The sequence below is a fragment of the Pseudomonas asuensis genome (assembly GCF_014646755.1).
GTDB lineage: Bacteria > Pseudomonadota > Gammaproteobacteria > Pseudomonadales > Pseudomonadaceae > Chryseomonas > Chryseomonas asuensis.
This window is the reverse complement of record NZ_BMNW01000020.1, coordinates 1-26968: the sequence shown is the minus strand read 5'-3', so window position 1 is coordinate 26968 and position 26968 is coordinate 1. Positions and strand designations below refer to the sequence as shown.

General features: G+C 50.5%; 25 protein-coding genes. 11 read left to right on the top strand and 14 right to left on the bottom strand.

Features of this window, described 5'->3' with window-relative positions:
- Window positions 1-450 precede the first annotated feature (450 nt).
- From IEX86_RS23350 to IEX86_RS23335, 4 genes are all read left to right on the top strand, one after another.
- Window positions 451-1080 (top strand): nucleotide-binding protein, encoded by a 630-nt coding sequence (locus IEX86_RS23350; protein ID WP_188868569.1) that lies wholly within the window; start codon window positions 451-453, stop codon window positions 1078-1080.
- The gene (locus IEX86_RS23345) at window positions 1077-1370 is read left to right on the top strand and encodes a hypothetical protein (protein ID WP_188868568.1); all 294 of its coding nucleotides are present in this window, start codon (window positions 1077-1079) and stop codon (window positions 1368-1370) included. Before IEX86_RS23350 ends, IEX86_RS23345 begins: the two co-directional genes overlap by 4 nt.
- A gap of 208 nt (window positions 1371-1578) precedes the next feature.
- Entirely contained in the window at window positions 1579-1866 is a 288-nt protein-coding gene (gene parC, locus IEX86_RS23340; protein ID WP_229685474.1) for a ParC family partition-associated protein, read from the top strand.
- A gap of 184 nt (window positions 1867-2050) precedes the next feature.
- Entirely contained in the window at window positions 2051-2890 is an 840-nt protein-coding gene (locus tag IEX86_RS23335; RefSeq protein WP_188868567.1) for a hypothetical protein, read from the top strand.
- Window positions 2891-3306: 416 nt separating this feature from the next.
- On the opposite strand, the gene IEX86_RS23330 is transcribed toward IEX86_RS23335, so the two are convergent.
- Window positions 3307-4323, bottom strand: coding sequence for a phosphatase domain-containing protein (locus IEX86_RS23330; protein ID WP_188868566.1), 1017 nt, complete (start codon window positions 4321-4323; stop codon window positions 3307-3309).
- A gap of 167 nt (window positions 4324-4490) precedes the next feature.
- Here IEX86_RS23330 and IEX86_RS23325 point away from each other — a divergent pair, with 167 nt between their 5' ends.
- Window positions 4491-5666, top strand: coding sequence for a DEAD/DEAH box helicase (locus tag IEX86_RS23325; protein WP_188868565.1), 1176 nt, complete (start codon window positions 4491-4493; stop codon window positions 5664-5666).
- 98 nt (window positions 5667-5764) lie between these two features.
- Here IEX86_RS23325 and IEX86_RS23320 read toward each other — a convergent pair whose 3' ends face one another.
- On the bottom strand, window positions 5765-5947 hold the full coding sequence (locus tag IEX86_RS23320; RefSeq protein WP_188868564.1) for a hypothetical protein: 183 nt from the start codon (window positions 5945-5947) through the stop codon (window positions 5765-5767).
- A gap of 782 nt (window positions 5948-6729) precedes the next feature.
- On the opposite strand from IEX86_RS23320, the gene IEX86_RS23315 reads away from it, so the two are divergent.
- Window positions 6730-7050 carry a hypothetical protein gene (locus tag IEX86_RS23315; protein WP_188868563.1) on the top strand — a complete coding sequence of 107 codons (321 nt, stop codon included), beginning with the start codon at window positions 6730-6732 and terminating at the stop codon, window positions 7048-7050.
- Window positions 7051-7166: 116 nt separating this feature from the next.
- On the opposite strand, the gene IEX86_RS23310 is transcribed toward IEX86_RS23315, so the two are convergent.
- Together IEX86_RS23310 and IEX86_RS23305 are read right to left on the bottom strand one after the other, a co-directional pair.
- On the bottom strand, window positions 7167-7655 hold the full coding sequence (locus IEX86_RS23310; RefSeq protein ID WP_229685473.1) for a hypothetical protein: 489 nt from the start codon (window positions 7653-7655) through the stop codon (window positions 7167-7169).
- Window positions 7656-7679: 24 nt separating this feature from the next.
- On the bottom strand, window positions 7680-8108 hold the full coding sequence (locus tag IEX86_RS23305; protein ID WP_188868562.1) for a conjugal transfer protein TraD: 429 nt from the start codon (window positions 8106-8108) through the stop codon (window positions 7680-7682).
- Window positions 8109-8352: 244 nt separating this feature from the next.
- Here IEX86_RS23305 and IEX86_RS23300 point away from each other — a divergent pair, with 244 nt between their 5' ends.
- Window positions 8353-9522 carry a MobA/MobL family protein gene (locus tag IEX86_RS23300; protein ID WP_229685472.1) on the top strand — a complete coding sequence of 390 codons (1170 nt, stop codon included), beginning with the start codon at window positions 8353-8355 and terminating at the stop codon, window positions 9520-9522.
- Window positions 9523-9587: 65 nt separating this feature from the next.
- Here the strand turns inward: IEX86_RS23300 and IEX86_RS23295 are convergent, their stop codons facing one another.
- Entirely contained in the window at window positions 9588-10157 is a 570-nt protein-coding gene (locus IEX86_RS23295; RefSeq protein WP_188868560.1) for a hypothetical protein, read from the bottom strand.
- Window positions 10158-10407: 250 nt separating this feature from the next.
- On the opposite strand from IEX86_RS23295, the gene IEX86_RS23290 reads away from it, so the two are divergent.
- The 4 genes from IEX86_RS23290 to IEX86_RS23275 all read left to right on the top strand — a co-directional run bounded on the left by IEX86_RS23290 (window position 10408) and on the right by IEX86_RS23275 (window position 14852).
- Complete coding sequence (locus tag IEX86_RS23290) at window positions 10408-12831, top strand: DotA/TraY family protein (RefSeq protein ID WP_188868559.1); 2424 nt, start codon at window positions 10408-10410, stop codon at window positions 12829-12831.
- Between the two features lie 10 nt (window positions 12832-12841).
- Window positions 12842-13300 carry a hypothetical protein gene (locus tag IEX86_RS23285; RefSeq protein WP_188868558.1) on the top strand — a complete coding sequence of 153 codons (459 nt, stop codon included), beginning with the start codon at window positions 12842-12844 and terminating at the stop codon, window positions 13298-13300.
- Entirely contained in the window at window positions 13297-13515 is a 219-nt protein-coding gene (locus IEX86_RS23280) for a hypothetical protein (protein ID WP_188868557.1), read from the top strand. The genes IEX86_RS23285 and IEX86_RS23280 overlap by 4 nt, the downstream gene beginning before the upstream one ends.
- A gap of 374 nt (window positions 13516-13889) precedes the next feature.
- A complete protein-coding gene (locus IEX86_RS23275) occupies window positions 13890-14852 on the top strand; it encodes a tyrosine-type recombinase/integrase (RefSeq protein WP_188868556.1) in 963 nt (320 codons plus the stop codon).
- Window positions 14853-14877: 25 nt separating this feature from the next.
- On the opposite strand, the gene IEX86_RS23270 is transcribed toward IEX86_RS23275, so the two are convergent.
- From IEX86_RS23270 to IEX86_RS23230, 9 genes are all read right to left on the bottom strand, one after another.
- Entirely contained in the window at window positions 14878-15960 is a 1083-nt protein-coding gene (locus IEX86_RS23270) for an endonuclease NucS domain-containing protein (protein ID WP_188868555.1), read from the bottom strand.
- Window positions 15961-15975: 15 nt separating this feature from the next.
- Window positions 15976-17718, bottom strand: a complete 1743-nt coding sequence (locus tag IEX86_RS23265; protein ID WP_229685471.1) for a restriction endonuclease subunit S — start codon at window positions 17716-17718, stop codon at window positions 15976-15978.
- Window positions 17715-19184: a type I restriction-modification system subunit M gene (locus IEX86_RS23260; protein WP_188868554.1), complete on the bottom strand. Its 1470-nt coding sequence runs from the start codon at window positions 19182-19184 to the stop codon at window positions 17715-17717. The genes IEX86_RS23265 and IEX86_RS23260 overlap by 4 nt, the downstream gene beginning before the upstream one ends.
- Window positions 19185-19311: 127 nt before the next feature.
- Window positions 19312-20040, bottom strand: a complete 729-nt coding sequence (locus IEX86_RS23255) for a DUF3800 domain-containing protein (RefSeq protein ID WP_188868553.1) — start codon at window positions 20038-20040, stop codon at window positions 19312-19314.
- Complete coding sequence (hsdR, locus tag IEX86_RS23250; RefSeq protein ID WP_188868552.1) at window positions 20040-22415, bottom strand: EcoAI/FtnUII family type I restriction enzme subunit R; 2376 nt, start codon at window positions 22413-22415, stop codon at window positions 20040-20042. Before hsdR ends, IEX86_RS23255 begins: the two co-directional genes overlap by 1 nt.
- Before the next feature lie 468 nt (window positions 22416-22883).
- Window positions 22884-23384, bottom strand: coding sequence for a hypothetical protein (locus IEX86_RS23245; RefSeq protein ID WP_188868551.1), 501 nt, complete (start codon window positions 23382-23384; stop codon window positions 22884-22886).
- Window positions 23384-24307 carry a hypothetical protein gene (locus IEX86_RS23240; protein ID WP_188868550.1) on the bottom strand — a complete coding sequence of 308 codons (924 nt, stop codon included), beginning with the start codon at window positions 24305-24307 and terminating at the stop codon, window positions 23384-23386. Before IEX86_RS23240 ends, IEX86_RS23245 begins: the two co-directional genes overlap by 1 nt.
- Window positions 24308-25140: 833 nt before the next feature.
- On the bottom strand, window positions 25141-25257 hold the full coding sequence (locus tag IEX86_RS25860; RefSeq protein ID WP_373290481.1) for a transposase: 117 nt from the start codon (window positions 25255-25257) through the stop codon (window positions 25141-25143).
- A 191-nt stretch (window positions 25258-25448) separates the two neighbouring features.
- Window positions 25449-26231: a hypothetical protein gene (locus tag IEX86_RS23230; RefSeq protein ID WP_188868549.1), complete on the bottom strand. Its 783-nt coding sequence runs from the start codon at window positions 26229-26231 to the stop codon at window positions 25449-25451.
- Between the last annotated feature and the right edge of the window lie 737 nt (window positions 26232-26968).

Here is a 26968-nt window from a genome sequence, read left to right as displayed (position 1 = left end):
GCTATGCCGTGTAAGCCCTTAGCTATACCTAGATTACTAGCTGAAGCTTCTACAGGTGTGGTGGGCCCTACTTGGTTATTTAACTCAATACGCATTACGCGAAGGAGCTGAATACTTGATAGATAGCTAGATAGCTATCTATGGGCTTGATGGCTTCTGTTGCTTCCTACCTGAAGCCAAGCTCTAGGCTTCACAAATATCAGTTACAACCTATTGCTTTTGATTCAAGAAATGAAGTCCTGTGTTTTTGATAACCCATTCTTTAACGCTGCACTAAAAACAGTACGGGTAGTGCTTCTCGGTAAGCCTGAAACTAGAGCTTTCTAGATAGATAGCTATCAAGATAGCTATCTATCTCTATGCTGGTTATGTATATTCCCCGCCCTATGCTGTAAAAAACTGTAGCAGGTTATAGCTAGATAGCTATCTATCTTAAAGATGGAGGGAAGCATGATTTTTTCAGTAGTAAACACCAAAGGTGGCGTAGGGAAAACTACAACAGCAATTCACTTGGCATCTCTACTAGCTCGCCAAGGCAAAACACTACTAATCGATGGTGACCCACAAGCTAGTGCAGCAAGCTGGGCTGCCTGGCGTAGAGAGAATCCAGAGTATGAAATCAGTCCTACCACAACGTGTTTAGCTGGAAAAGCGATCTTGAGCGAAGGCAAGCAATTAGCTCAAGGGTTTGAACACGTGGTCGTTGATGCAGGCGGACGTGACTCTGTAGGTCTTAGATCTGCTTTGCTGTTAGCTCAAAGAGCTGTAATCCCTGTAGGGGCTAGCAACCTGGACGCAGCGGCTATGACTGATTTGTTGACAGTGGTAGAGCTGGCTCGAGATTACAACCCAGATCTAGATGTGCGTGTCCTTCTCACACGAGTAGACCCACGTACGAAAGACGCAGCTGAGATGCTGGAGTTTTTAGCTGAGCAACAACTCTCTGTGCTGCCTACTAAGGTATGTGAGCGAGTAGCATTTAGACGAGCTATTGGTGAAGGGGCGACAGTCCATGAGCTAGGCAAAGACCAAGCGGCCATGGCTGAGATAGAAGCTTTTTTCAAGGAAGTAACAGAATGAGGAAAAAACCAGATCTATCAGCTTTTTCAGCTAATGCTAAAGATCCTAATGACTTTCTATCTGGTGGGGCTGCTGACCGGGCAGACAGAAATGTACAGGTAGAGGCTCAAAACCCTCAACCAGAGGTATACAAACCAGAACCTACTGTTCAGAAAATTTTTAGGCTTCGCTGGGACGTTGCTAACGCATTGAAGTTACATGCAGCTCAACAAAGCGCAAAAACTGGAAGCCGGGTAACCGAAACAGAAATAGTTGATCGCCTTCTTCGAGACTATCTAAAGCTTAAATAGAGATAGCTATCTATATAGCTATCTACACATATTGAAAAGGAAAGCTGTTAGAGCCTGCATTTTTAAAGGGATACAGCTAGCGATGCTATATAGATAGCTATCTATATAGCTACATAGATAGCTATATTAGTTCCTGTTTTGATTTTATGGCTTGATGTGATGACAAGATCTGATATCTTGCATCGAATAACTTAGTAGGATATAAACTGTGAACATCGATTCACTTGGTGTTACCCCACCCTCAGTGATGCGAGAGTTAGTAGCCGCAGGAAGCGTGTCTGATGTGTCCATCCAGGCAGCTGAGCAGGGACTAGTGATTATTGTGCGTTTGGGTTCAACTGAGCGCGTTTTAGGTGTTGCACGAGGCGGGATCCGACATTTTAAAAGTCTTGATGGAGCGGCATCGTTCTTACAAGACTTGGGCATATTTCAATTTGAGGTCGATACCAATAACTGGATACCCAAAACGAAAATGGTGACTGAGGCAAGCACTTAGCCTCAAGTACAAAAGAAAAAGCCCCAGCTGGCAGGCCGGGGCTTTAAACATTGAGTAGCGAGTTTTCTTGCAGGATCGCGCGCTACTCAACACACAGTGAGCAGATTATGGCTTTCACTGCGCGCCTGCGCAACCAGAAAATGTGCCATTTATCGTATGCTCACCGCCGACGGGGCGGTGAGTCATGGCGTTAAAACAGGGCACGCTACAGCGACAGCATGATGCTCCAGGCTCAGGCTTTTATGCGCCTTTCGCCGGCAAGCCATCATCGCCTTCAAAAATAGCCTCTCGTAATCCCGGCAAGCTTTCCGAAAAGCAGGCCCAAACGTTCCTGGGCGAAGCCGCACGACGTATCCATACCGAATGTAAGACGCGGGCAGGCACCTGGCTCTGGCGTCTGGACCGGATTCATAGAAGCGGTTGCCGCACCAAGCAGCAACGCTGGGACGCCCTGGCCGCCATCGCTGAGTCGCTCATGTCGCGGGTTGATCTGGCCACACTGGTTCTGGGCTGGATGGACAGCAACGGTGACTTCCGTCTGAATCGGCAACGTCGCCTGGTCGATGATGGTGGTCTGACAGATTGTCGTGTCTCTCGCACACTTAAAGCGCTCGAGGAGGCAGGCTATATACGGCGTAAGCAGCGTCGCCTGTTCAAGGATGGGGTGCGCTGGATGACACGCACCATGATCCATCTGCGCCCGCGGCTGTTTATCGATCTGGGGCTTGGCCATCTCCTGTCGGCCGCCCGCACCCGCAAGAAGAACGAACGCACCCGCAAGCTGGGTGCCGTTAAACAGCGGCAGCACATGGAAGCGCTCCAGGCGCTGACCCATCATAACCAGAAGCAACAACGCAAACGCGCTGCCCAGACCCGAGAGGAGAGGGTACTGGCTGCCCAATACGCAGCGCTCAGCGTAGCCGATCGGAGACAACAAGCGGTATCGCTGCTTGAGCTAAAGGCACAATACCCCGACCTGTCCGATCAGGACATCCTCACACTGCTTCGCCAACAAGCCGGCTGACCGCTCGGCCTGAGCCCCTATTGCCAACTTAGGCAAATCACGCTGAAAACGCCCTTAGCGCGCCTCTGAGTGGCCCTTTCTCTGCTGCATAGGACACCATTTACATCGTCATTGAGCAAGGAATGCGAGAGGTCATTATGGGCGGGATCTTCTTTTTAACTTTTCTGCAAAATTTCAGGTCGAGTGGTACCACAGCTTTGCTGTAAGAAAGCCTTAAAGAACAGTGCAGATCGAAAGCACCTCTCATGACCAGGCTATTTCAAAAGGATCCCCAACTTCCACGCATTGCGTGGTGGGGCCCCCGATGCCTTCGGCGACCAGGGGGATGATCCCCCTGGACCCACATTTCTAACACCAAGGGCTACGCGCCCTTGTCATCCGCGTCGGGAATTGCCCCGGAGCAAGGCGGTAGTCAGTTAGCGTTGTTGATAGGGGGTGGTCGGATCAGCGAGCCATTCTGACCATGAGTGTGGCGCTCCTTTGGGGTTTTGTTTGGCGTATTCGTAAAACAGCAAGATGAATTCCAAGCGGTCATTGCGCAAGTTGGCGCGGCCTTCGTGAGTGACATCCTTATTGAAATCCAACGCGCGACCCGGATTGAACGCGAGTTGGCGTTCTATCAGGTCATGAAATGATACATGGTGAGCGTTCCTGAGCATGTCATGCATAGCGATGAAGATGCCTGTGCGGCCTTGCCCGACGCCACAGTGGATATGTACCCGGCCGTGCTTGGGCAACGTGCGCTGCATGGCTACGAATAGGTCAACGTCTTCCGAACGCGGCCCCATGTGGTCGGTTACCATCAAACGTAGGTACTCCGCCCCCGTGGACTTCACCAAGTCTTCTTCACTAGAGATATCCGGACTCTTCAGCACTACCTTACGAGGGTTTTCCAGCCCATGTTTGGCATCCTTGCGGTGAATGATCTCCACTGTTGGTTGCTGCTTAAGCGCAGCGATGCGAGATTGCTCATCGGCGATCACAGCATCACGACTTTTACCCACGTTTGCCCAATTGTTGCCCAGCCGCCAGGTGCATGGGTAGCCACCAACGATCGCGTGAGATTCCTCTCGTACATCCAATACCACGACCGGTTGTCCGGGGGAAGGATGCAAGCGTTGCACTTGCTCCAAGCTGGCGATACTGGCACTGCCGGAAATGTGCAGCGTGTCCCAGCCTTTTTGATTGAGGTGATGAGGGAGAATAAAACTGTCCGAAGAACGAAAATTTTCCAATTCTCCTGGTGTGCGGTCATAGAGAAACACGGGCTCACCGGTCGGCCGCTCCGGTGTGGTCAGCGCTTGTTTGAATTTCGTAATCAAGTGTCGGTAGGCGTCAGGTGTTAACCGCGCATAAACCGACTTCGCCTCGCTCGCTGAGGCCTTATTAGATACAGGCGTGGCACCATGGGGAGTAATGACGAGGCTCAGCATGGATTGGATCTCTTGGATAAATTAACCTCATCCGTGGTGCATATCATCCCAACGGTTCCTATGGTCCAGGCGATATCTTGCTGAAGCGGGCACGAACTAATTTGCAGCCGTAGGCTGCCAAGTTCTTTGCTCAGGAGGATGCGCCGCTTCCGACCCTGCTCAAGGTGATGGACCTGCAGCAGGAGCAGCTGGCCCGCTCGCTAGGGGAAGGGCATCGGGTTATTCATGGCGTGGCCGGCAGTGGCAAAACCATGATCTTGGGGTATCGCTGTATGCATCTGGCTAAGGCGTCTACCAAACCGATCCTGGTGCTCTGCTACAACAAGTCACTGGCCGGGCGGCTACGTCAGGTAATGGAAGAGAAAGGGCTGGGCGAAAAGGTCAGTGTACGTAACTTCCATGCCTGGTGTTCCGACATGCTGAAGGCCTATCACCTGGATCGCCCAGAGCGAGGCCTGTCAGTCGAAAAGACCATGGCTCAGATGGTCCAGAGCACGATCAACGGCGTAGACAGTGGCCAGATTCCGCGTGCGCAGTATGCGGCGGTGCTGATTGATGAGGGTCATGATTTCCAGCCGGAGTGGTTCAAGCTGGTTGTGCAGATGATTGATCCAGAGACCAACTCGCTTCTGGTCCTGTATGACGATGCCCAGGCGATCTACCGCGGCAAGACGGGTAAGGGTGGACTGGATTTCAGCTTTGCTAGCGTGGGGATTCAGGCCCAGGGGCGAACCACGATCCTAAAGCTCAACTACCGCAATACCATTGAGGTGCTGTCGGTGGCTCGCGGGTTTGCAACCGAGATCTTGAGCGGACGTGAAGCCGCCGAGGATGGCGTACCCGTGCTGGTCCCGGAGAGTGCCGGACGGCGAGGGGCCTTTCCCGAGCTTATTCGCTGTGATTCCGCCTGGCAGGAATGGAATTGCCTGGTTGAGCGGATCCGGGATGAGCAAGGCAAGGGCAGGGCGCTGAGCGATATGGCGGTGATCTACCGCACCACCAGCCAGGGTAAGGAAATCGAGCGGGTCCTGGCCCAGGCGGATATCCCTTACCAGTCGGGTGTGTCCTCCAGCAAACGCGGCGCACTGTATAGCGAGAAAGACTCGGTTAAGGTGGTCAGCATGCATTCGAGCAAAGGGCTGGAGTTTGGCCTGGTAATGATTCCGTGCCTGGGCGAGATGCCTAAGAAAGGCGAGCCGGAAGCCGATGAGGCCCGCCTGCTCTATGTCGCTATGACCCGAGCCATTGACCGTCTGGTGATGACCTACCGCGAGCCTTCCGATTTCACCCGACGGGTACAGGAAGCCATCAGTAGTGTTCGTCAAAGCCTGGAGATAGCATAGCGTTACGCGATATACCATGGTTCATCAGGGAGGAAAGCTACCGGATATAGCTCGGAATCTAGTGCTACTTTTGCCGGTTAGAGAGTACCTCTTTGTGGTTACTCCCTGCTGAGCCAGACACAGGCTATTGCCAGTGCCGTGTCGTGATCATCAAAGATCCCTCCATCAATAGGAGGTTGTCCCTCTTCTTCATAGAAGAGCAGCTGAAAGCCGCCTCCAACCTCAGCGGGTCGCGGTGTAATGGTGTAGCCGTAAAATGGGTCGGGGTTTTCTGTAGTCATAGGTTCCGCTTCCTGACAAAGGTTTGCAGCCCTGTCTACTCAGCTCCAAAGGCTGATCAAAATGGCAGAGCGCATTGTTTTATGAGAGGGCATGCCAGGGCCCTCAGCTGCAGGCCTGGCTTACTGGCTGGTTTGCTAATGATCTAAATCCTGCAGCAGATTGGGCTCTACGATACCGGCATAGATAGATAACCGTCGCCACAGTGCATAGGACACCTCATCATTTACGGACTTTGCTGGGGTCTATACTTTCAGGCCACTGCCTAAGGTCGGCGCACTACGTTTGCCTGTAATCAATATGAAAGGCTACTGAGGATCAACAATGTCACTGCTTTTAAAACTGCTCGGGATCGGTGATCACAGAACTGAGCTTGAAAAAGAAAAAGATCGAGCCTTTGTCAGGGCAGCCAACGCCTTAAAAACGCTTAGTGTAAGGAATGGCTCTGTATCCCTAGATACCTCAGAACTAGCATATAAGGTAAGAGAAGCGCGCCAAAAGGCAGCCGTTTTAGTTCAGCGAGACTGATGCACCTTGATAATGACCTTAATCTGACAATGACCTGCATATGGTGTGTCGATAACCCGCCTATAGCGTGTCGATCATTAGTCTATGGGAGGTCGTTACGCTGCGTAAAAGTAGTTTATATGAAATAGCCCCCCACACAAATGACCCCCACAGTAGTGTTTCTTCGCGCTTCCGAACACCATAAGTGCTAACGTTGGTGTACCCCCCCTTAGGGGTATTGGTATAAAACACATTTTGCCGTTATGCAGGGATTTCAATGAGCAGTAGCGAGCTAGTAGTAGCTGGTTTTCAGAAAGCACCCTCTAACCTGCCCTATTTCGACCTGTCAGATGACTGGGCCGAGTCTTATGTCGTGGTATTCATCAATACGGTCATGAAGATCATTCCCTATCGAGGTGAATGCTTTGTAGGCAGCTTAACTTTCTACATGAACAAACTGGGCAAGCGAGAGCCTGGTATGTACGAGCAGTTCTTTGCATATCTCTTGGGGTTACAGCATGCGGGAATTATGTCAGTAGATACTTACTTGGAGGTTTTAAAGTTAGCTGAGGTAGGACGTCGGGAGGGGTGGTTGTAACCATGAAAGAGGCTGTTCCGGAAATCTCAGCAGCTCTACCGCCTAGGTGGACCAGCCGAGAAGGACTGTATTGCTGACCATAATGGAGCTACTTTGCAGGGCGTCAATCTAACTGCCTAAAGCTGGCTATCGCCTTTCTGCTTTTGTTTGACTATCCAAGCGTTAACGTCAACCTGATGCTTAAGGTCCAGTCTGGAGACCGCTTTATCAAGTAATCTGTAAACTTGTTGCTTGTCCTCATCATGAGGCATCCAGTCATCAAGCTCTAGATGATCAGGTTTTCTATCCTTCAAAACAGCTGAAAGTACCAAGTCAGCAATCGCTCTAGCATGAGTCGCTGCATATGTAGGGCCTTCATGCTCGATCTGGAGTTCATCCAGTAGTTGAGAGCAATCATATATTCCTTCTTGGCCCAACAAGTCTGTTGTATCCGTTAAACAGCCTTTACCTGAAATAAAAGAACGTGAGCGAGTTTCCCTCTGCCGGAAGAAAGTCTGTTCCATGTGCCAGTCGCCTGTCCCTCTAGGCGAAGGAAGATTTAAGGCCGCCATACCCCCTAGATAGCGATCAGGTGCAGTTGCAGAAATCCGAATACTCTTGTTCACGCTCAGATAGTCCTAGACATCTGCTTATGTACCTTTAGCGGCTAACAGTGCATCGCCTGTCTTCTTGAAATCAGCCCTTTGAGATTCACTGAATTGCCCACGATGTATCTGGATTAACATTCCTAGCAGTTCGCCTCGATCCATGACAGGCCTTCCAGTCTTTGTGTCCACCAACCCAGACAATATGAGCAACCCTGCGCTGTTATAAAGCTCTCGATCCCGTGCTTTTCGGGCCTTAAGCTTTTCCGCGTTCATCACTCGGGCTACATCAGCTTTCGCCTTTTGTGCTCTCACTTCTGCCTTTTCTGCTCTCACAAGCAGTGCCAGCTTGCGAGCCTCTTCTGTTGACCGGTCATTTTTGCGGGCCAGCATGACGAGAAGGCGCTGGGAATCAGTAGGGGACTTCAATCCTTCAATGTACGCAATTCTTGAATCTAGCCATTCACTTCTCATGATTCCCAGCCTTAATAGCTCTCTGTAGCCATTTGGAGTTTAGCGTGAAATTTTCGACACTGGCACACACTGCGGTATCCTTCCAAGAATTGGAAGGCGCGCTTAGTTGTTTCTCGATAAATCGAGAAACGCGCGGTCCCTAAAGGGACAAAAGCAAAGAGCAGTCCGCTGTTTTCTCTTAGAGAAAGCAGCGACCATGAGCTGACGATACGGTGTCGATAATATGGCGATAGCAAGGCTAAGCATGAAGGTCGGAAAATCCGGAAAGGCCGGGCCTCATGCTGCCTATATTGCTAGAGAAGGAAAGTACCAGGGCAGACTTGAACGTGGCGAAAAACTAGAAGCCAAGGAACATGGAAACATGCCAGCTTGGGCGCAGCTCAATCCGCAAGAGTTCTGGAGCGCGGCGGATCAATTCGAGCGAGTTAATGGAACAACCTATCGAGAGATGGAGATTGCTCTTCCGAGAGAATTAACCTACGAGCAACGTGCTGATCTAGTACGCCAATTTGTACAGCAGGAAATTGGTAACCGGCACGCCTATCAATGGGCAATCCATACGCCATTAGCTAGCGATGGTGAAGAGCAGCCTCATGTTCATCTAATGTTCAGTGAGCGGCAGGTCGACGGTATTGATCGAGACCCAGCCATCTACTTCAAACGCTATAACTCTAAATCTCCTGAGAGGGGCGGCGCACGCAAGGGCTATGGCCCAAGTGCGGGCCAGACCTTGACGAAGACCGAACGCGCCGCCGAGCTGAAGGAGCTGCGTAGGCGTTGGGAGGCCATGTGTAATGCGCACTTGGACCGGGCCGGAGCATGGCAACGCATCGATATGCGCAGCCATGCTGAGCGCGACACAGGTTTGGAACCAGAGCGCAAGCAATTACCTAGTCAGTGGCGAAATTCAGAGCATCGGGGCAAGGTGATCGAGTTTCGAAAGGCACGCACTGAGCTTTCACAAAGCCGTGAAGTAATTAACCGTGAAATCCCTAATGCCATAGCTGAAATCATCCAGTTGGATGAGGCTCGCAAGCTACGAGATCAAAAACTGTCTAAGTCAGGATTCAAAGGTTTGATTAACAACCTTAGAGAGCATCTGACGCTAAAAAAAGCACTATTTAAAAGTAATGAGCAAGTGGCTAAAAACGTCGAGCCTGCCGCCAACCTTGAGGTTAAATCTTCGGCATCGCTACCGACCAAGCCTGAAACAGAAAATAAAATAGAAATAGAGCAACCAAAACCGGTAAGTAGCCAACGCTTATCAGTACAGGAAAGACTACAGCTTTCGGCCAAGATAGCTCAAATTCATGAAGAGGCTGAGAGAGAATTCCAGAGAAGCTTAAGAGAGGCCGAGGAAGAAGAGAAAGCCATCCAAAAGCGCAAGGATAGAGATATGGATATGGATCTTTAACTGACGCGCTTCGCTTGTCTGCTACCTGGTGACCCTGAGGCTCCGCCTCAGGGTCACCAGGTAGCTTAAGTATTAGTTTTAAGTTCTTTTCTAAGCTTTACCGCTTCCTTTCTAAGCCGCTCATAGCGGTCTGCCAATGTCTTGTACTCTCTTTCCAGACCGCCCCCGACCATTACACTCAGAGGGATAGCTGGGTAGGGGTTTATGTCCTCCGTTACTGGCCCAAATTTTTCAGGCATTGGAAACCCAGATGACTCAAGCAATATTGCCAGCTTATTAATGGCTGACCATGTTTGGGCTGCTCTCTCAGCATTAAAAGGATGGATACCTTCGAGGTGAGCTTGAGCAGCGCCCATCATGATTTTAACAACGGCCTCGGAGGCGGACTTAAGCTGAGCCTCTCTAAATCGGCCTTCCTGACGATCCTTCCAACGTTTCCAGTCGTCTATTTCCTTTTCGGTCATCAGGCTTTTGATCTCTTCTGGCAGTTCATCTGCCCAGCGATCAATCACACCAATAACCTCGTCCAGTCGCTTCCCGTCAATAAAGTGGTAGCGAATGCATAGGGCTGTGTTTCCCTGAACCCTAATACCGCCTGCCGACTTGTTTATGTAGGTGTTTGTCTTGAATCGCACGATGCTTCCGTTAGAAGAGAATGTGAAACCATCCCATTTTCGCGTGCTTTTTGACTACAAAACTATAAATAATATCCGACGAACGGTTTTTATCTTTATATATCAATTACTTATTAATTTTAAAAACCTTCAGGTTTACTTTCTACCGTAAACCAAAAGCGGCTATTTAGCATTGGATTTTACTGAGGCGGTTTGTAAGACGCCTCAGTCAAGCATAGACTTTCAGCAAGATCAATCGAGAGTCTTTGCCATGGCTGGATCAATGCCTTTTTCCCCCTGTAACACCAGCGACAGCGGTGAAAACTGCTCAGACGTTAGCGTTAATTTACTGAGCACTATTTTTGGACCAGTCATTAACAAGCTCACGGCAGGTGCAGATCCTAATGCCGTGGATGCAAGCTCAAATGCCCTAGCATCAATGTCTGCCTACTTCGGGAGCGGGCTGCTAATCATTGGCGGTCTCATCGTTTCGTATGTGGCTGTAATGGGCGCGCTTAATACCGCGAACGATGGCGAGGCCTTAGGTAAGAACTGGTCGTCTCTTTGGACGCCTATACGAATCGTAAGCGGGGCGGGTGTGCTACTGCCCACGACCTCTGGTTACTCCTTTATCCAGTTGATCGTTTTAATGATTGCGCTCTGGGGGGTTGGCTTCTCAAATGGGCTTTACAAGATAGGCGTTGAGGCAGGGATTATCAGCGGAGCACTAACGAACGTAAGTGCTCAAATTGGCCTTGGTTCCGAAGCCAAGCCGAATCCCAATTATCCTCTCTACGACATAAGAGAGTTTGCGCAGAACTACTTAGCAACGGCCTACTGCCAACGAACAGTAAACAGTATTTATCGAGATCGATACGACACCAGTGTATCAACCTACGTGAGCCCTAAAAGCACGCCTGATGTCGTTCTCGAAGAGAACAGCGATAGAACCGCCTCGATCTACTACATCCGTGACCGCAACCCTAAATCGAACCTAGCTGGTAGTGCGCCGCTGTGTGGTTCACTAAAGACCTATACCTATAACGTGCCGGAGAGCTTAGAAACAACCAGTACCGTCGATTCGATCTATGACCCGACCAAGATCAAGAGCAATACCGACGCTATGTATGCCCTGCGTATTGCCGCACTAAATGCCAAGATTACAGCCATAAACAAAGTTATGGCTGACATTAAAGCATGGGTTAACACCTGGCCTACTGACATAAACCAAGAAGGTTGGGACACCGTTAAAAGCAACCAACTAAACATCATTGTTAATGAAGCCCAAAATACGCTGACAGCTGCCCTAACCCAGCAGATAGTCCAAGACGCCACGTTGAATAGCATTATGCAAACGTACGTAAAGGACACTACCAGCGACGGCTGGATGATGGCGGGCGGCTTCTATCAACGCCTCAGCGGTATAAGAGAGGAAATGGGCAAAATTTACGCTGAGCCTGTAGCGTTTGCCACATTGCCAACTTTAACAAGCCTGACGCGCGATCCTCGTGGAGCCTTGGCGTACAACTCCTACACTACGGCCTACAACACCATAATTAGCAAAGCGGCCAACGCCTCCAATTACACTGGAGCTACGGCGCCCCGCGTATCTGATTTCAAATCCACGTTTGCACCCTCTAGTCTGGATGATTTAAACATTGATACGTTGGGCAGCCGTGGCGATAGCCTAATGAGCAATTTTGTCGGCTGGGGAATGTCTCGGGTTACAGCCTCGCTCATCGGTGGCGATGGTGACGTTGATGCAATTGCACGGATCAAGACAGTTGGCGATATCGCCCAGCTAATGAGCAGCACCGGCAATGCAATCGTTAGCAACGTAGACACTGCGATTACAGGGCTAAAAGCAGCGGCTGCGGTAGTTGGTTCAGTCTCGTTTATGGGAACCTCAGTTGATGCCGTACCGCTAGCCGATACGTTTTTGCAATGGGTACAAAGACACTTGGCACAACCTGTCGCCAAGATGCTCGTATGGCTAGACTTGTTTGCCTTTTACTTTGGTGTATTTCTGCCTTCCCTCCCATACACCATCTTTATGGTTGCCTGTGTTGGTTGGCTGCTTGCTGTCTTCCAATCAGCGATAGCCGCCCCTTTATGGGCAATCATGCATATGACCCCGGATCGCACTTTCGTAGGCTCTCAAACGCAGGGTTATCTGCTCCTGCTTTCCCTGTTTGTTCGGCCTGCGCTGATCATCCTTGGCCTATTTGCCGCAATGGCAATCGCTAACCCCGTGCTGATGTATATCTCAAAAGCCTTCTGGGCCATGCGTGAAGCAATTGTCACCAGTTCGGAGTCGTTAGGCTGGCTGATGGAATTCTTCTCTTGGCGTAACTGGCTCGTGATGTACGGCCTGTTGCTACTGCCGATCATGTACATGATTTTCGGCCTCTCTCAAAGCCTGCCTGATGTTGTCCTGAAGTGGATTGGTGCTGGTATTTCGTCGATGGGCGAAACCCAAGCAACCGAGCAAATGCGGACAAACACAGAAAAGCATGGGCCAAATCGCGGCCTAAGTTCGGGGGGACCACAACCGAGCGTACCAAAAACCGCAGCCCAACACGTCGCAGGCTATCGCAGCGGCAGTGCAGAGAAACAACCACCTACTAGCCCAAAACCACCACTCTTGCTTGCTAATGGCCAGGGTGTGGCACCGATAAGGGATGTAGATAATTAAGGGGCATAAGATGAGTTATGACTACACCGCAAATGCTGATGGCTTCGTAGCTGGACGGCGCAAAGGGTACGAAATGGGCTTCAACGAAGCCGTTAGCCGTTGGGACCCTGCGTTAAAAGATAGTCAACAACAGGTAGAGCAGCTCACCGCTGAACTTAGGCAAGTACAGCAGCAGCTAGCACAGGCTCAGGAAGAAATAGCCAAATACAGGCATGGCTTTAACAGCTTGCTCCTGATCACCAAATGCACGGCAGATGTTTTGGACGACACCCCACAGCAGCGAATCAAAGCCATTAGTGCGTTCAGTCACTTAGCTCTGGATTGGCAGAAGCAAGGCTACATCCGTGACACGCCTTTAAACGATCCGGCCCTAAAGGAGCGTGCTCCTCGGCTTTTGGGGCAGCTCACCAAATGGCTGAACGAAGCCATTTCATATGCAAAGCAAGCCACACAAGGGAAGAAGCCATGAGAGAAGATCTGATTCACCTAACAGAGGCGCAACGTGAGGCCATATTCAAAGCCGAATTGATCGAGGTAATGGATGAGGTTGCGGAAAAGGTACTCGCTCAGTCGGAGCAACATAGACTGCGTCGATTACGCCGGGCACGGGTTGCTAGTACTATGAGTCCTCGAGCTGGACGTGGTGGCGTTCGGCGTCATAAGTTCGCAGCTTTGAAGAATTAACAACATAGAGGCTGAGTGGTGGTGCACTCAGCCTCTACTGACCATAACCACAGGGGAAGGAGCTGCGTTCATGGCTTATCAGCAAGCATATCAGCTTCAATCTACTCAACTCTACAAAAGCCAATGAGTAAAGGTTGCCCATACTTTCTTCATCTCTCTACTAAGCGACTCACCTGCTTGAGCACTAGTATTTTCTAAGTTGAGGTCAAGCTTTTCTTTTTGTATTACTCGTCGAGTGTAGCAAGTTCCATTTTAATCTTTATATATCTGATAATGTCCTTTATCAAACGCTCTTTTCAGCTATTCTGGGGGAAAGGGTCGTTTTGGCTCCTGTATGAAAATTTCTAATTAGAAAGACGAGATTAATAGATTCCATGTTGCCCAGCCTGCTGTCCACCTCATCACTGCCTCCGCTGCCGGCACTCATCCATGAAGCGGGGGATCACGCGCAGCTTCGCTTCCTGGAATTTTTCACTTCCAATATCCGTAATCCAAATACCCGACGCGCCTATGGCCGAGCGGTGTCAGATTTCCTGCAGTGGTGTCAGGAAGTGGGAGTCGGCTCCATTACCCAGGTGCAGCCCCTGCATGTAGCGGCTTGGATTGAGTTGCTCTCGCAACAGGTATCGGCGCCCACGGTTAAGCAGCGCTTGGCGGCACTCAAGCATCTCTTTGACTGGCTGGTAACAGGACAGGTAATTCCTACGAATCCCGCTGCTTCGGTGCGCGGGCCACGGCACACGGCACGTCAGGGCAAGACACCTGTATTAGACGCCACGGAAGCGCGGCAGCTATTGGACAGCATCGATGTCAGTACACCGGCCGGGCTTAGAGACCGCGCCCTGATTGGGCTGATGGTGTTTTCCTTTGCCCGTATCGGCGCCGCGCTGGCGATGAAGGTAGAGGATCTCTATATCCAGAATCGCCGGTTGTGGGTGCGGCTGAAAGAGAAGGGCGGCAAACGGCATGAGATGCCCTGCCATCATCAGCTGGAGGAGTACCTACATGAATACCTGGACCAGACCGGTATTGGTAATGACCCTAAAGGGCCACTTTTTAGAACTATAAAGCGTGGGACTGATCAGCTCAGCAACACGCCTCTGCACCAGTCCAATGCCCACGCCATGGTACGTCGGCGGGCTAAGGCCGCAGGGATCGGTACCCAAATCGGCAACCATACCTTCCGAGCCACGGGAATTACGGCGTATCTCAAAAATGGGGGCACGATTGAAATAGCGGCCGCCATGGCCAATCATTCCTCAACCAAGACGACCCAGCTATATGACCGGCGCCGCGATGACATCAGTTTAGGGGAGGTCGAGCGGATACATATCTAAAGAACTACCTAATATCCTTGCTCAACTACGAAATTTGGAAGTGTTCTTTCAACCGTTCTACGGTGATACGCCATTGCGGCGTTGTAGGGCGGCAGATGGTGTTCTGGTTACCGAAAAGCCCTGTTTCGCGAATAGCCTGCGTCAGCGGAACCGTATGCAGCCACTGAACCGACACAAAATACTCGCAGTGCTCGGGATCATTGACCAATTCAGGATGATAATTAGCACGAGTGGCTGCTTCCAGCACGGGCCGCTCTATGCCGCTTTGGGTCTTTACGTAGAACTCTGCGGCAGAGGTAGCACGGCCAGTAACTTGGCCCACGCCAACATATCCTTGCCTTGGTACATTGACCCATACGCGGTTTCCAGGCTCCAGCAATTGCAAGGTGCGGCTGTACCAGCTACCTCCGCCGCCACAAATGAAGCCGAACTCCACAGCATCTTCCCAGGAGCGGCTAGGCCCCTCTCCGAAGGAGCAGTAGTACTCGCCATTCCAGGGCTCATTGGTGCCAGTGGGCTTGCTGACTACATTGAGCTGGGTTTCCACTGGATCACGCAACCATGCGCGGCTGATCAGTTGTTGGTCGCCTAATTGGAAAACCTGAAAGCACAACACATTAATAGCAATATCGCTTTCGCTCAGGTAGGCAACGATGCGCTCGCTACTGGCATCAAGCTCAGCAGCAACTATTACGATCTGATGGCTCTGGTTGACAGCTTCCTCGCTCCATTCCGAACCGAAGCGAGCCTGATAGTCGGCTACCAGATCGCCTCCAGCTTTGAAGCGGCGATAGATAGCAGCAATTTCCTCAGCCTTAAGCTTTTCCACCCAGGCGGCATAATCCAGTGCCTGCGCGACCACCTCACGTGGAGTACGGTCGCGCTTGAGCTCAATCAGCACTAATGAGGCATCCGGAGCAAGGGCCAGCAGATCGATACGTCCGCCGTGGCCGGTGTTTTCCTGTCGGCCAATGAGCATCCAGTCATCTGACAGCAGGCTAGGCGCCTGCACAATCATATCCTCCAGCAATTGTTCACTGACGAGCTGCGCACCTTTCAACAGCTCCGGTTGTGCTCCGACAGTCCAGATTTGGGTACGAATAGGCATCCCTGCGTTCTCCTTTTAAGCTACGGCTTGTCCTACTAAGGCATTAGTCAGACGTACTTGCACTTGCTGGACTAGGCGTATATGGCCTTTGAGTTGATTACAAAGGGTAACTATTTGATAGATTTTGTTGACAATGCGGTGTTGTTCGAGAAGAGGCGGGATCGGCAGCACAAAGCTAGCCAGACTTTCCTTATTTAGCTTCGGCATTTTGATTCGGTTTTCCGCAATTCTAACTTGACGAAGAAACACTTCGGAAAGGATTTCATTCAGCAGAAATTGCGGATCAATAAATACGTCCAGAGGGTACATGTCAGCACTGCAAAGGCCTTCAAAATCAACCAAAATAGCTTTCGACAGAGAGGGACGTATTTTCGAATAGATAATTTGTCCTGCATAAAATCTATTGTTAGGACCTTTAACCCCTGACTCCTTAACTGTTCGTCTTTTGGTAAGTAGCCCTGTGCCTTTTTCAATACAGTCTGGTGCAACCTGGCGCAGCTCAGGAAAGTCCTCTGGGCGAACCAGCTCGCTACTGATAGAGCAAATATTTCCAAATCGCGCCCATTCCCATCCCTTAGGTAAATTGAAAGGCTTTTCTTCCTGACTAATCTCCACGGGAGGCTTCTGCTTTTTGATTTTTCCTTCCGTTATTAGCTGTGCCTTTTTCTTAGCGATGTGCTTGAGCAACTCAGCAGCCGGCTCATCGTTAGGATCCTGCGGTACCAGCTTGCCCATTACAGCCAGTTGCAGCAGGGTCTGCTTAAGGGCATCAATGCTGGATTCAGTGGTGAACAGTGTATGGAAGTGCTCAGCCAAGCGCTGCCAGCTGGCGGCAAAGTCATCGGCGTCAGAGGCTTGAGTAAGGCTATCGAGCAGCGCTTGTACCAACCGAGCGTGGGCGCTTTCGGCGTCGACCTGCTGGGCTTCCAGGCGGTCACATAGGGCCATCAGCTCATCGACTTTGGTGACGATGCGATGTTGTTCTGGTAGTGGAGGCAGTGGAATAGGTGCCAGCTTCAATTTCTCTTGTGAAATATTTACTTGGCTGGCTGCCATGCCGGACTTGGCTTTTGCCAAGTACTGAGCTGTTTCCCCTGTATTTAGACAAAGAGCGATATATCGCCCATATGCCCCTGCCTCTACCGGATGAAATCGGATGATCTTGTCCGAAATCATAAGTTTAGGTCTTGTGCTCTCAACTAGGCATGAAATACCCACCCGATTCATCGGACCCGCGCGGGTAAACAATATATCGCCGGCCTTAACCTCTGCCTCTGGACGAGGATTTAGGTGAGCAGGTAGCTCTTTATTTTCTCCTTGGAGATACTTAAACATTTGTACAGATGTAGTTTTAAGTACTCCCCAAACTTCATCGTTAGGCGAGGAAGTGGCCTCACATGCAGGGCTCCAACCTGAATCCATGCCTAGTATGATTTCAGTCAGAGTTACCCATTGCCATGATTCCGGTAATACAGTCAGATATTCTCTCGAGTGTACTTTCGAAGGACTTTTCGTTTCTCTAAGCAAACCAGCTTCGACTAGTTTAGCTTTTTCATTTTCAATTTGATTTACCCAAAAATCAGCAGATTTGTCATTAGGATCTTGCGGCACTAATTTGCCACGCACGGCCAATTCCAGAATCAGCTCGCGTAGCTTCTGTATTCCATTTGGTGCGCCGGCCAATAGCGATAGGTCCGTCAACAAGCTCGATGGGCTTGTCGTTTCAGAAGCCATGCCTGGTTCATTAAGCATGTTCATACCTGACGCTCCAGGGCCTCTGACAGCACAGCCTTGAGCTGCTCACGTAGATCAGTGATTTCGCCTTGAAGCCTCGCGTAGCCACGCAATAATTCGTCCGGGTCGTGGCTGATTTGCTCGCCCACATGTGGGTTCTTGCAGTCGAGGTTCCAGTTACGCGCTTCAAGCTCTTCACGGCTGACCTTCCAGGCGAACTCGTTCTCTACCCGTGTGGCAAAGCCATCTGCCTCGCTACCCCACCAGGCTGCCTCAATGTCAAACTCCTCAATGCGCATGGGGCGCGTCTTGGAGTAGTTCTTATAGCCAGCTGGATACTGATGCTCGTAGAACCACACGTCTTTGGTCGGCGTGCCCTTGGTAAAGAACAGCAGATTGGTCTTGATGCCGGTGTAAGGGTTGAATACACCATTAGGCAGGCGAACGATCGTATGCAGATTGCATTCAGTTAGGAGCTTTTCCTTGATGCGGCTCTTGATGCCCTCACCAAACAGGAAGCCGTCCGGCAGTACCACTGCAGCGCGACCACCGTCTTTCAAGAGATGCATGATCAGTACAAGGAAAAGATCAGCGGTTTCGCGTGTACGGAAGGCTGTAGGAAAGTTGTTTTCGACCCCATCTTCTTCCATGCCACCAAAGGGCGGATTCGCCACAATGCAGTCCACACGCTCTTTGGAGGTCCAGCTGGTAAGCGGCCTGGACAGCGTATTGTCATGGCGTACCTGATTAGGTACTTCGATCCCATGAAGGATCATGTTTGTCGTAGCCAAGAGGTGCGGCAGCGGCTTTTTCTCAACGCCAAAGATACTGTGCTGGAGGGTTTGCTCATCTTCAGCGGTCTTAACGTAGTGCTTACGCTTGTGCTCGATCGTGCAGGTTAGAAAGCCGCCCGTACCACAGGCTGGATCCATTACCTTCTCGTCCAGCTTGGGACCTACCATGCGTACCATAAACTCGGTAACTGGGCGCGGCGTGTAGAACTCACCGGCATTCCCCGCGCTCTGCAGGTCACGCAAGAGCTGCTCATAGAGGTTACCGAACTCATGACGCTCCTGAGCACGGTTGAAATCAATGCCTTCTTGAATCTTGTTGATGACCTGGCGGATCAACTGGCCTGACTTCATGTAGTTGTAGGCGTCTTCAAAAACGCCACGGACTACATAGGCCATAGGGGTAGTGCTGTACTGATGCAGGTTTTGCAGCTCGGGAAACAGCTTGTTATCGATGAAATCCTTCAGCTCATCGCCTGTGATACCTTCCGGATCTGCCGCCCAGGTACGCCACCGGCAGCTCTCAGGCAATGGCGAGCGATAGCTCTCATCAAACAACTCCCACTCCATCTCTCTATCGTCAAGAATCTTGAGAAACAGCATCCACACGAGCTGACCAATACGTTGAGCATCGCCATCGACACCTACGTCCTTGCGCATGATGTCCTGGATAGATTTGATCGTAGAGCTGATAGACATGGAACATCCTGTTTCTGACCAAGCACCTTGGCCAGTGAATTATTTCTGGTAGAATGAGGTACAAATGGACTGGGAGTTACCCGGTCGGCGTCTGGGCCTCGGTGTGATCACCGGGGCCTTTCGCTTTTTAGGGGAAGCATTTTAATCCCCATCCTGCCTTTTCTCCGCCATAGAGTTTTTTGCGGAGCACATCATAGGCTCGGTTTGGCTGGTCGGGGCGCAAAACCGATAAGCCGATGGGACGGGCAACCATGTCGGCTAGCTGTAGCCCGGCTGAGTTGGTCTTTTTGTCGGCAAAGCGAATAGCCAGAGGCAGGGGCTTGTTAAACCAGTTCGCGCCGTCGCAGATACGCCGAAACTCAAGCTCCAGTTCGTCATCTTCCTTCCGGCCTCGGCATTCCACGACAATATGCGTGAGCCGATCACCTTGCCCCTGGCTTTCCAGGAATCGATAGACCCGCTCGAGGCCAAAGGCAAGTGCCAGATGGTAGGGATTGTTAGGGGAGGCGTAGCGCTGAAGGAGCCGCTCCTTCTCGATCACACAGGCAACCAGGGTGAAGTCGGCTTCTTCAATGATCACGGTCAGTTCACTCAGAAACGCATTCTTCTCTTGTCGACTCCGGAAGAGCTTGAAGTCCCCAGTCTCCTTACGGATCTCATGTTCGTGCAGAATGGCCAGGTCATGGCCGAAGTGACGAAATTTGAAGGCCTGGAGCGCTGGGACTACCCGCTCGCTGTAGTGCTGCTTGGCAAAAATGCAGAATGCCAGGACAAAGACAGGGTAATTCGGGTCCAGCGACGCGAGGCCATGATCCCCGCTCTCATCCACATACACGATGTAATCACTAAACGACATCAAGCTGCCCCATTGCTTGCATCATATAGCGCCTGCTCCAACTGCTGGATGGCTTGCTGATAGCCAGGTTTGCCACCGAATGCATTCAACAGCTCTACGGGGGAACCTAGTGAGCGGAAAGGATCAAGCCGCAGGATTTTAATGTCCTCGATGTGTTCAATACCGGTATCCGCATACTTTTCCAGCAAGGCTTCTAGCACCTGCCGTGCTTCGCCCTGGTACTTGGTGAAGTAATTGCGCTTCTTGACCTGTTCAGCGCGCTCCTTGCGGGTGAGTGGCGGTTGGTCAAAGACTATATGGCAGATCAGGTCAAACGGATCTAGCGTTGCACCGCGCTTCTTCTCGACCTCTTCTGCCAAGGCTTCCCACAGGACACCCTGACTGGCCAGTTCATCAATGATGGCTTTCTTCTGCTCAGCGGTACCCCAGTGACGTAAGAAATCATCAAGTGAGGCGTACTGCTTTTTCACGCAAGTGCGGGTGTAGTCGTGCAGTGATTCGGTGATGAGCTTGCCGTCAGGCCCGTAATACATGACGCGCTCGCCAATCACTGAGATGGTAAGGTTATCAATAACGTACTTAACACGTTTCTGTCCTTCCTCTGGCTCAGGTTCGACATCACCAGAGCCAGTGCCGCCTGCAGTAACGCCATCACCTTCCTTGGTAGGGTCCTCCGGTGGAACAGGAGGCTCGCCGCCGTCAGGGCTATAGATTACGACAGGCTCGCCATCAAAGGCCGGATCAGCAAAGAGCTCGGTAGCCTTTTTGAAGTCCATGATGGTGAACCAGAACTTGTTGTGCTCCTCGTTGATCCGGGTACCACGGCCAATGATTTGCTTGAACTCGGTCATTGACTTGATGTGCTGATCAAGTACCACCAGCTTACAAGTCTGGGCATCCACCCCCGTGGTCATCAGCTTGCTGGTGGTAGCAATAACGGGGTAGGGGTTCTCAGGGTCAATAAAATTATCGAGCTCAGCCTTGCCCTCTAGCTCATCGCCCGTGATCCGCATGATGTATTTACGGTTCTTGGCCACTTGCTGGGGGTTAAGGTTAACCAAAGCCTCACGCATACGCTCAGCGTGGTTAATGTCATCGCAAAAGATAATGGTCTTTTGCATAGGATCGGTTGCCTTGAGAAACTCCGTGACCTTTTGTGCCACCAGCTGCGTTCGGGCTTCGATAACCAGGGTGCGGTCCATATCCTGCAGGTTATAGATCCGGTCTTCGATCAACTGCCCATTCTTGTCGACCATGCCCTTAGGCGGACGCCACCCCTGCAGGTCTCGGTCAAAATCAATACGGACGACTTTGTAAGGGGCCAGGAAGCCATCCTCAATACCCTGCTTTAGGGTATAGCTATACACCGGCTCCCCAAAGTAAGTAATGCTGGATACCTCCTTGGTTTCCTTGGGCGTTGCGGTAAGGCCAACATGGGTCGCGTTCTTGAAGTACTCAAGGATTTCACGCCAGGCTGAATCCTCGGCGGCGCTTCCCCGGTGGCATTCATCAATTACTACCAGGTCAAAGAAGTCTGGCGAGAACTGCTTGTAGACATTGCGCTCTTCGTCGTTACCCGTCACCGCCTGATAGAGCGACAGATACACCTCATACGAGGTATCGATCTGACGCTTGCTGATCTTGGTCATTGCTTGGCCGAAGGGCTTAAAGTCGTTGTTCCGGGTCTGGTCAACGAGGATATTCCGGTCAGCCAGGAACAGGATCCGCTTCTTCTGCTTGGACTTCCATAACCGCCAAATAATCTGGAACGCCGTATAGGTCTTGCCGGTTCCGGTAGCCATCACCAACAGGATGCGGTCCTGACCCCGGGCAACAGCTTCTACCGTACGGTTGATGGCGTTGGTCTGGTAATAGCGTGGCATGCGGCCTGAGCCGTCATCGTAGTAAGGCGCCTCAACCTTCTGCTGGGCGTCGCCTCTCAGGCCTTTCCATTGGCAGTAACGCTGCCAGAGCTCGTCAGGGCTTGGAAACTGGGCCAGGCTCAGATGGGTTTCCTTTTGGGTACCGGTATCGCTCCGGTCGTGGAACAGGAAACCATCGCCGTTACTGCTAAAGACAAAAGGTACGTCCAGCGCTTCGGCATAAGCCAGCGCTTGCTGGATGCCGTGGCCAACAGTGTGCTTGTTATCCTTGGCCTCTATAACCGCAATGGGTAGGTTTGGCTTATGGTAAAGGATGTAATCTGCCCGCCTAGACTCGCCACGGCTATGCAGCTTACCTCGCACGATAATGCGGCCTTTGGTAAAGCTGACTTCCTCGCGGACCTGCTTGTGGATATCCCATCCCGCCTGTTCAATGGCTGGCGTGATGAACTTGGTACAAATGTCCCGCTCGGATAGCTGCTTTTTATCCATGAACTCCAACATCCTTTACTAGCCTAGGCATCCTAGAGGACAGCCTATTGCCTTTTACCCGTACCGTAGCACCCAGGCAATCTGGCCCAGGAGTCTAACATGTCGACTCGTTTCGCCCCTTTCCTGCTGGCTTTACCTACACTAGGTTTACCCATGCTCGGCTGCGGGCTTTCCTTGGACTTGAAGCCGTTCTTAGCAAACAGCTCCAAGCTTACCTTTAACGATAGCTTGTCATTGGGCAGGGCATCCGTTCTGGATAGCTTGTATGACTCAGCCTTGGCTGAACACTTTAGACCGAGTCGTTCTTCGACCCAGTGCGCTGCAAACAGCTTGTATCACCGATCATTAAAGACATTGATACGCGGTCCAAGGCTGTAGCAGCTAAACAGTAATGTCCCGTCAGAGCCTTTGAATTGGAGGTTGATCTATGGAGGTAATGCTCAACAAAGATATTACTGAGTATAAGAGCTAATTAGATCCGGAATTTTTTTCAGGATCAGGCTTTCTCTTTTCATCGATCATCTCGTTGTACCTGCTTACTTGAAGCTGCATCAACTGGTTGGGTAGCGTCAATGAGATGATGAACGCTAAAGTAGTAAGCGTCAGGTAAGATCTTTCCAGCCAGACAAGGGCGTATGTGTAGTCTTTGCTTTTATCCAAGAGGTTGGCAGCAAACACCATCCCAAGCACAGTTAAATAAAGCATAAATAACCATTTGTAGCGGATGATGCGGTTGACGAAGGTTGTCTTTTTTGAAGCCGCCTCACGCCAGATTTTTGCAGTGGGCTTGGGCTCAATGAGTAACGTTAGAACAGTCATTAGAAAGCCAGCCAATATCGAAAACACGTCGGTAATCATTGATCTGGCGTCATCGCTTTCATGAACCAGCGGCTGCCCATGCCACCCGCACCAAATACTCACGCCGGCTGCTCCTAGGAAGAACAAAACTCGACGCCAATCAATATCCATCATTGCTCCAGCAGTTTTTGTTTCTTGAGCTGCCCGAAGTACTTAACCATTCCATCCCAAATCTGCACATGATCCAGCGAAGTGCCTTTTTTCTCGACTAAGATAGCGGAGTGTAGCTTGACATCCTCACTCGTTATCGGAGTGCCATCTCGCGTAATAATAGTGAAACTATCAACTGGCGAATCGTCATCGGAAAGCACCTCATTCGCTAGATCTGTGATGGTGTCCTTCGACTCAACAGTAGCTCTGGAGTTACCTTCGAGTGAAATTTCGAGCGCGACCGTCATATCCTCCAATGACTTCTCCTGTGAGCGACTTGGGTCTTTGCTGATTAGCGCTTTCACTTCTTCGCCCACAGAAGCTAGTACCTCGCCAAACCATCCTGTGTTTGCTTTTGGTACGCTGAGTTTGTAAGCATTCACATTTAACCGAATTGACTTCGCACCTTGGGCGTTGAGGATCATAACCTTGTCAATGTTGCTTGAGGGATGGAGCGTTATAGGCTCAACGTCGTATCCTTGGTCCTTGATTAGTCGGAAGATGTATCCCGCACATTTCTGGTAAGTAAGGCCGTGTCCGCAAAACAGGACATTATGCTCATTGATCAGCAGATAGGATTCACCTGTCTTGAATTCCTTCCCAGTTGGTGCGCCGAGACTACCTTCGGTGTCGAGCTTCCCATTTGCTTTAGGCGTCAACGTTGAGCTTCGGGTACCTGGAGAGTAGCGAGCCAGGTGATAAAGTCTACCTACTGCAGAGTCTTTAAATCGCTGAATTCGTACAACATCTTCAAATAGACGGATTTCACTCTCGCCAATGCTAAGCGCATCTGAGATGTCGATCATGACTTTGCTAACGTCAACTAATTCTCCAGCTTGATTCATCGTCCGGAAACAATAGATACGCTTAGGAGCCCGACTCATCTACACACCCCTGTAATCGAAATTGATAACGGATGGCAAAAGGGAGATCCCTAACCAGCGGCCCAGCTAAATTTGGGCCTAAAGCGAGGGTCGACATCCCTTTGTACCCACCTTGCACTCTCAGATATATACTTTGAGAGGAAAAAGCTAATCCATTGATCTATGTAGTGTCACAGGCGGGAGACCGAGCCTGCAACCTTTCAGTTAGGTGGGGCAAGTTAAGCAACGTTAGAGTTACGCCAATCTAGCGTATACCGACCAAACGCAGCGTGGTAAGTGACATTATTGATAGCTTCTCCTATTACATCTTAGGCAAAACTTTAATTGCTAAAAAATGGTGCTAATTGCGGTTAGTCATTTTAAATTTGAGAATCTGCTTTGACTCAAAAGCAGTTAATTAAGAATATTGTCTTTACGATATGTCCCTGCAACTAAAATTACTGTGTTGATTTACCATAAAATTCGTTGCGCGTAGCTCTTCTGTAGCGCAGAAACAGCCCCAACAGATCAGAAGAACATACGGGGAGTTGACCGTTTTAAGGAAAATTTCCTCTAAAAGCCGGACAAGTTTTAGAAGGCAACTTATTACGTTCCGGTCTTAATGCCTATTGCCTCAATCTAACATGCGCCCCGCGTTGCTCGACTTGGACTAGATATTTCTCGTCCCACGGGTGCCTAAAAAGTTTTCGTACATTTTCCTTCCGTAAGCAGACACCTCATCGGAGTTCTAAGTGACTGGGTGCTTGCGCATACTGTGCGGCACGCTTCCAGCCCGCGTTGACTTCGTCGATCACTCCATTGCGCGACCAGCCATTCAGAGCATTGGAATCAGCTCAGAGTAGAAACTTAAACAGCGAGCGGTCTCGCCAGAAACGGAAACGGCTGTAGACCGTCTGCCAGGCTCCGAAGTGATCCGGCAGATCATGCCATTTAGCACCTGCATACAGCACTAAAAATGCCGCAGGGCATCAAGCGATCATTCTTGCAGCGCCGTCTCCGCTGCTGCCTATGAGAAATCAGATCGCTGATCCGCTCCCATGATTGATTATCCAGCTGATAACGCCCGATCATCTAAACTCTCCGCTTGGAAAAGACATGGCAGCTTAGTGAGTTGATTTCTCAGACAGAGCATAATGAAGGATCACCTGAGCTTTGAAAGCTGCTGATTATCAAAGTCATTCAGGAGTACCTGAGAGATATTAGTGCGCGGCTGGCTTATCGCTAACGCAGCCCATATAGGATTGCACGGGTCTTCAGCCATGTTCTCAAGATGCTCTAGCCACTGTTGTACAGGTTTCTGAGCACCTTCAGGCAAGTCATTCACCATGTGGGAGTAGACATCATCTGTATAAGCCTTCAAGAACTCTACACGCAGCGCCTTTCGATTAGGCAAGTATTGAAGTACGTGCCTTACATCATTTAGATAAGGATTGTGAGTGTTAGGAGGATAAACGATCGGAAGATGCTGTTCATCCTCGGTTTTATAACGCTCTTTGCTACCCCGTGCATGCTTCTCGAACATTTCAAAGTAATACCCGCCATGCAGAAAGACTTCATGCGTCAGATCTAGTGCATAACGCGCCAGTTTCTGGTCATGTGATAGCTCTGGCTCAGCATAGCCTGCGATTTCAATGGTCACTGCACGCTGCGCTACGTGAGGTTCAGTAGTACCGTCTGTGGTAGTGCCATCGTTTTCCTCAGCCACATCAGTAAGCGGTTTGATATGGATTGTATTAAAGCCTGGCTTAGCGATCGCGCTGAAGGCGCGGAGCACATAGGGCGCGATTTCCCTGAGTTCTGCTGGGCAATTTGCAGCGAAACTTACATTTACAAGAGGCGCGAGATGACGGTTTTCGTCTATCAATGGGATGCGGTTAGCGCTGAAAGTCTGTCCTTTCTCAGTAGAGGTAATGGACGGAGACAAGTAATTTTGCTCATATCTAGGACTACAATCATTAATCCGCATGTGTATGGTCCTTTGATGGGATAGACCCTAAGTGATCAAACCCGCGACAAAGGTTCCACGCACACCAACCGCCATCAACGGAACCTTCATGCTCGAGGTTGGCTGATAATTACAGTACTGTAATGGCTTTAGGATCTACCTCAGCCTGTCCAGACTCTCTAACCGACCAGCCTACCGAAGGCGCAATATCACCGAGCGGCTGTTTAGTTACTTAAACCCGTCTCGAGAAGCTCCCCACAGTTTCGAAGCCATGGCTGCTCTAGCGCGCATAAGGATTTGCTTAAGGAAATTTTTTTCAGGCAGGACCTAATTTTCTTCTTGCCTCCAGCTTCTGGATTTCTTGTTCAGAATCGCTCCGTACATCATCGGAGCGGAGCAAGAGAGGGATCCAAATCCACATAACAGTGCGATTGGATCGGCAAATCCGAATAGCAAACACAAGGTTCCAATGAGAGCCAATAGAAAACCAAAGCTAATCATCATTTGCGGCATCCCCACTCATGTGCATAGGCATACGCCAAGATTTTGAATGAGTGCGCGGTTTGCTAAATATGTGCCAATGGACGTTAAGGCTTTACCTGTAGTTATTAGGGTGTACCCCAGCGACTACACCTAAAATGGGCCTTTCAGGTGTAGCGATAAATAGGTAAAACGACTTATATGACTGCACCTTTAAATCGCTACCTTTAATGACT

What these genes read in the sequence shown, in the direction of transcription:
- IEX86_RS23350 (WP_188868569.1), top strand. Translation starts at nt 451, where the DNA reads ATGATTTTTTCAGTAGTAAACACCAAAGGTGGCGTAGGGAAAACTACA.
- IEX86_RS23345 (WP_188868568.1), top strand. Translation starts at nt 1,077, where the DNA reads ATGAGGAAAAAACCAGATCTATCAGCTTTTTCAGCTAATGCTAAAGAT.
- IEX86_RS23335 (WP_188868567.1), top strand. Translation starts at nt 2,051, where the DNA reads ATGGCGTTAAAACAGGGCACGCTACAGCGACAGCATGATGCTCCAGGC.
- IEX86_RS23330 (WP_188868566.1), bottom strand. Translation starts at nt 4,323, where the DNA reads ATGCTGAGCCTCGTCATTACTCCCCATGGTGCCACGCCTGTATCTAAT.
- IEX86_RS23325 (WP_188868565.1), top strand. Translation starts at nt 4,491, where the DNA reads ATGGACCTGCAGCAGGAGCAGCTGGCCCGCTCGCTAGGGGAAGGGCAT.
- IEX86_RS23320 (WP_188868564.1), bottom strand. Translation starts at nt 5,947, where the DNA reads ATGACTACAGAAAACCCCGACCCATTTTACGGCTACACCATTACACCG.
- IEX86_RS23315 (WP_188868563.1), top strand. Translation starts at nt 6,730, where the DNA reads ATGAGCAGTAGCGAGCTAGTAGTAGCTGGTTTTCAGAAAGCACCCTCT.
- IEX86_RS23305 (WP_188868562.1), bottom strand. Translation starts at nt 8,108, where the DNA reads ATGAGAAGTGAATGGCTAGATTCAAGAATTGCGTACATTGAAGGATTG.
- IEX86_RS23300 (WP_229685472.1), top strand. Translation starts at nt 8,353, where the DNA reads ATGAAGGTCGGAAAATCCGGAAAGGCCGGGCCTCATGCTGCCTATATT.
- IEX86_RS23290 (WP_188868559.1), top strand. Translation starts at nt 10,408, where the DNA reads ATGGCTGGATCAATGCCTTTTTCCCCCTGTAACACCAGCGACAGCGGT.
- IEX86_RS23285 (WP_188868558.1), top strand. Translation starts at nt 12,842, where the DNA reads ATGAGTTATGACTACACCGCAAATGCTGATGGCTTCGTAGCTGGACGG.
- IEX86_RS23280 (WP_188868557.1), top strand. Translation starts at nt 13,297, where the DNA reads ATGAGAGAAGATCTGATTCACCTAACAGAGGCGCAACGTGAGGCCATA.
- IEX86_RS23275 (WP_188868556.1), top strand. Translation starts at nt 13,890, where the DNA reads ATGTTGCCCAGCCTGCTGTCCACCTCATCACTGCCTCCGCTGCCGGCA.
- IEX86_RS23270 (WP_188868555.1), bottom strand. Translation starts at nt 15,960, where the DNA reads ATGCCTATTCGTACCCAAATCTGGACTGTCGGAGCACAACCGGAGCTG.
- IEX86_RS23265 (WP_229685471.1), bottom strand. Translation starts at nt 17,718, where the DNA reads ATGAACATGCTTAATGAACCAGGCATGGCTTCTGAAACGACAAGCCCA.
- IEX86_RS23260 (WP_188868554.1), bottom strand. Translation starts at nt 19,184, where the DNA reads ATGTCTATCAGCTCTACGATCAAATCTATCCAGGACATCATGCGCAAG.
- IEX86_RS23255 (WP_188868553.1), bottom strand. Translation starts at nt 20,040, where the DNA reads ATGTCGTTTAGTGATTACATCGTGTATGTGGATGAGAGCGGGGATCAT.
- hsdR (WP_188868552.1), bottom strand. Translation starts at nt 22,415, where the DNA reads ATGGATAAAAAGCAGCTATCCGAGCGGGACATTTGTACCAAGTTCATC.
- IEX86_RS23245 (WP_188868551.1), bottom strand. Translation starts at nt 23,384, where the DNA reads ATGGATATTGATTGGCGTCGAGTTTTGTTCTTCCTAGGAGCAGCCGGC.
- IEX86_RS23240 (WP_188868550.1), bottom strand. Translation starts at nt 24,307, where the DNA reads ATGAGTCGGGCTCCTAAGCGTATCTATTGTTTCCGGACGATGAATCAA.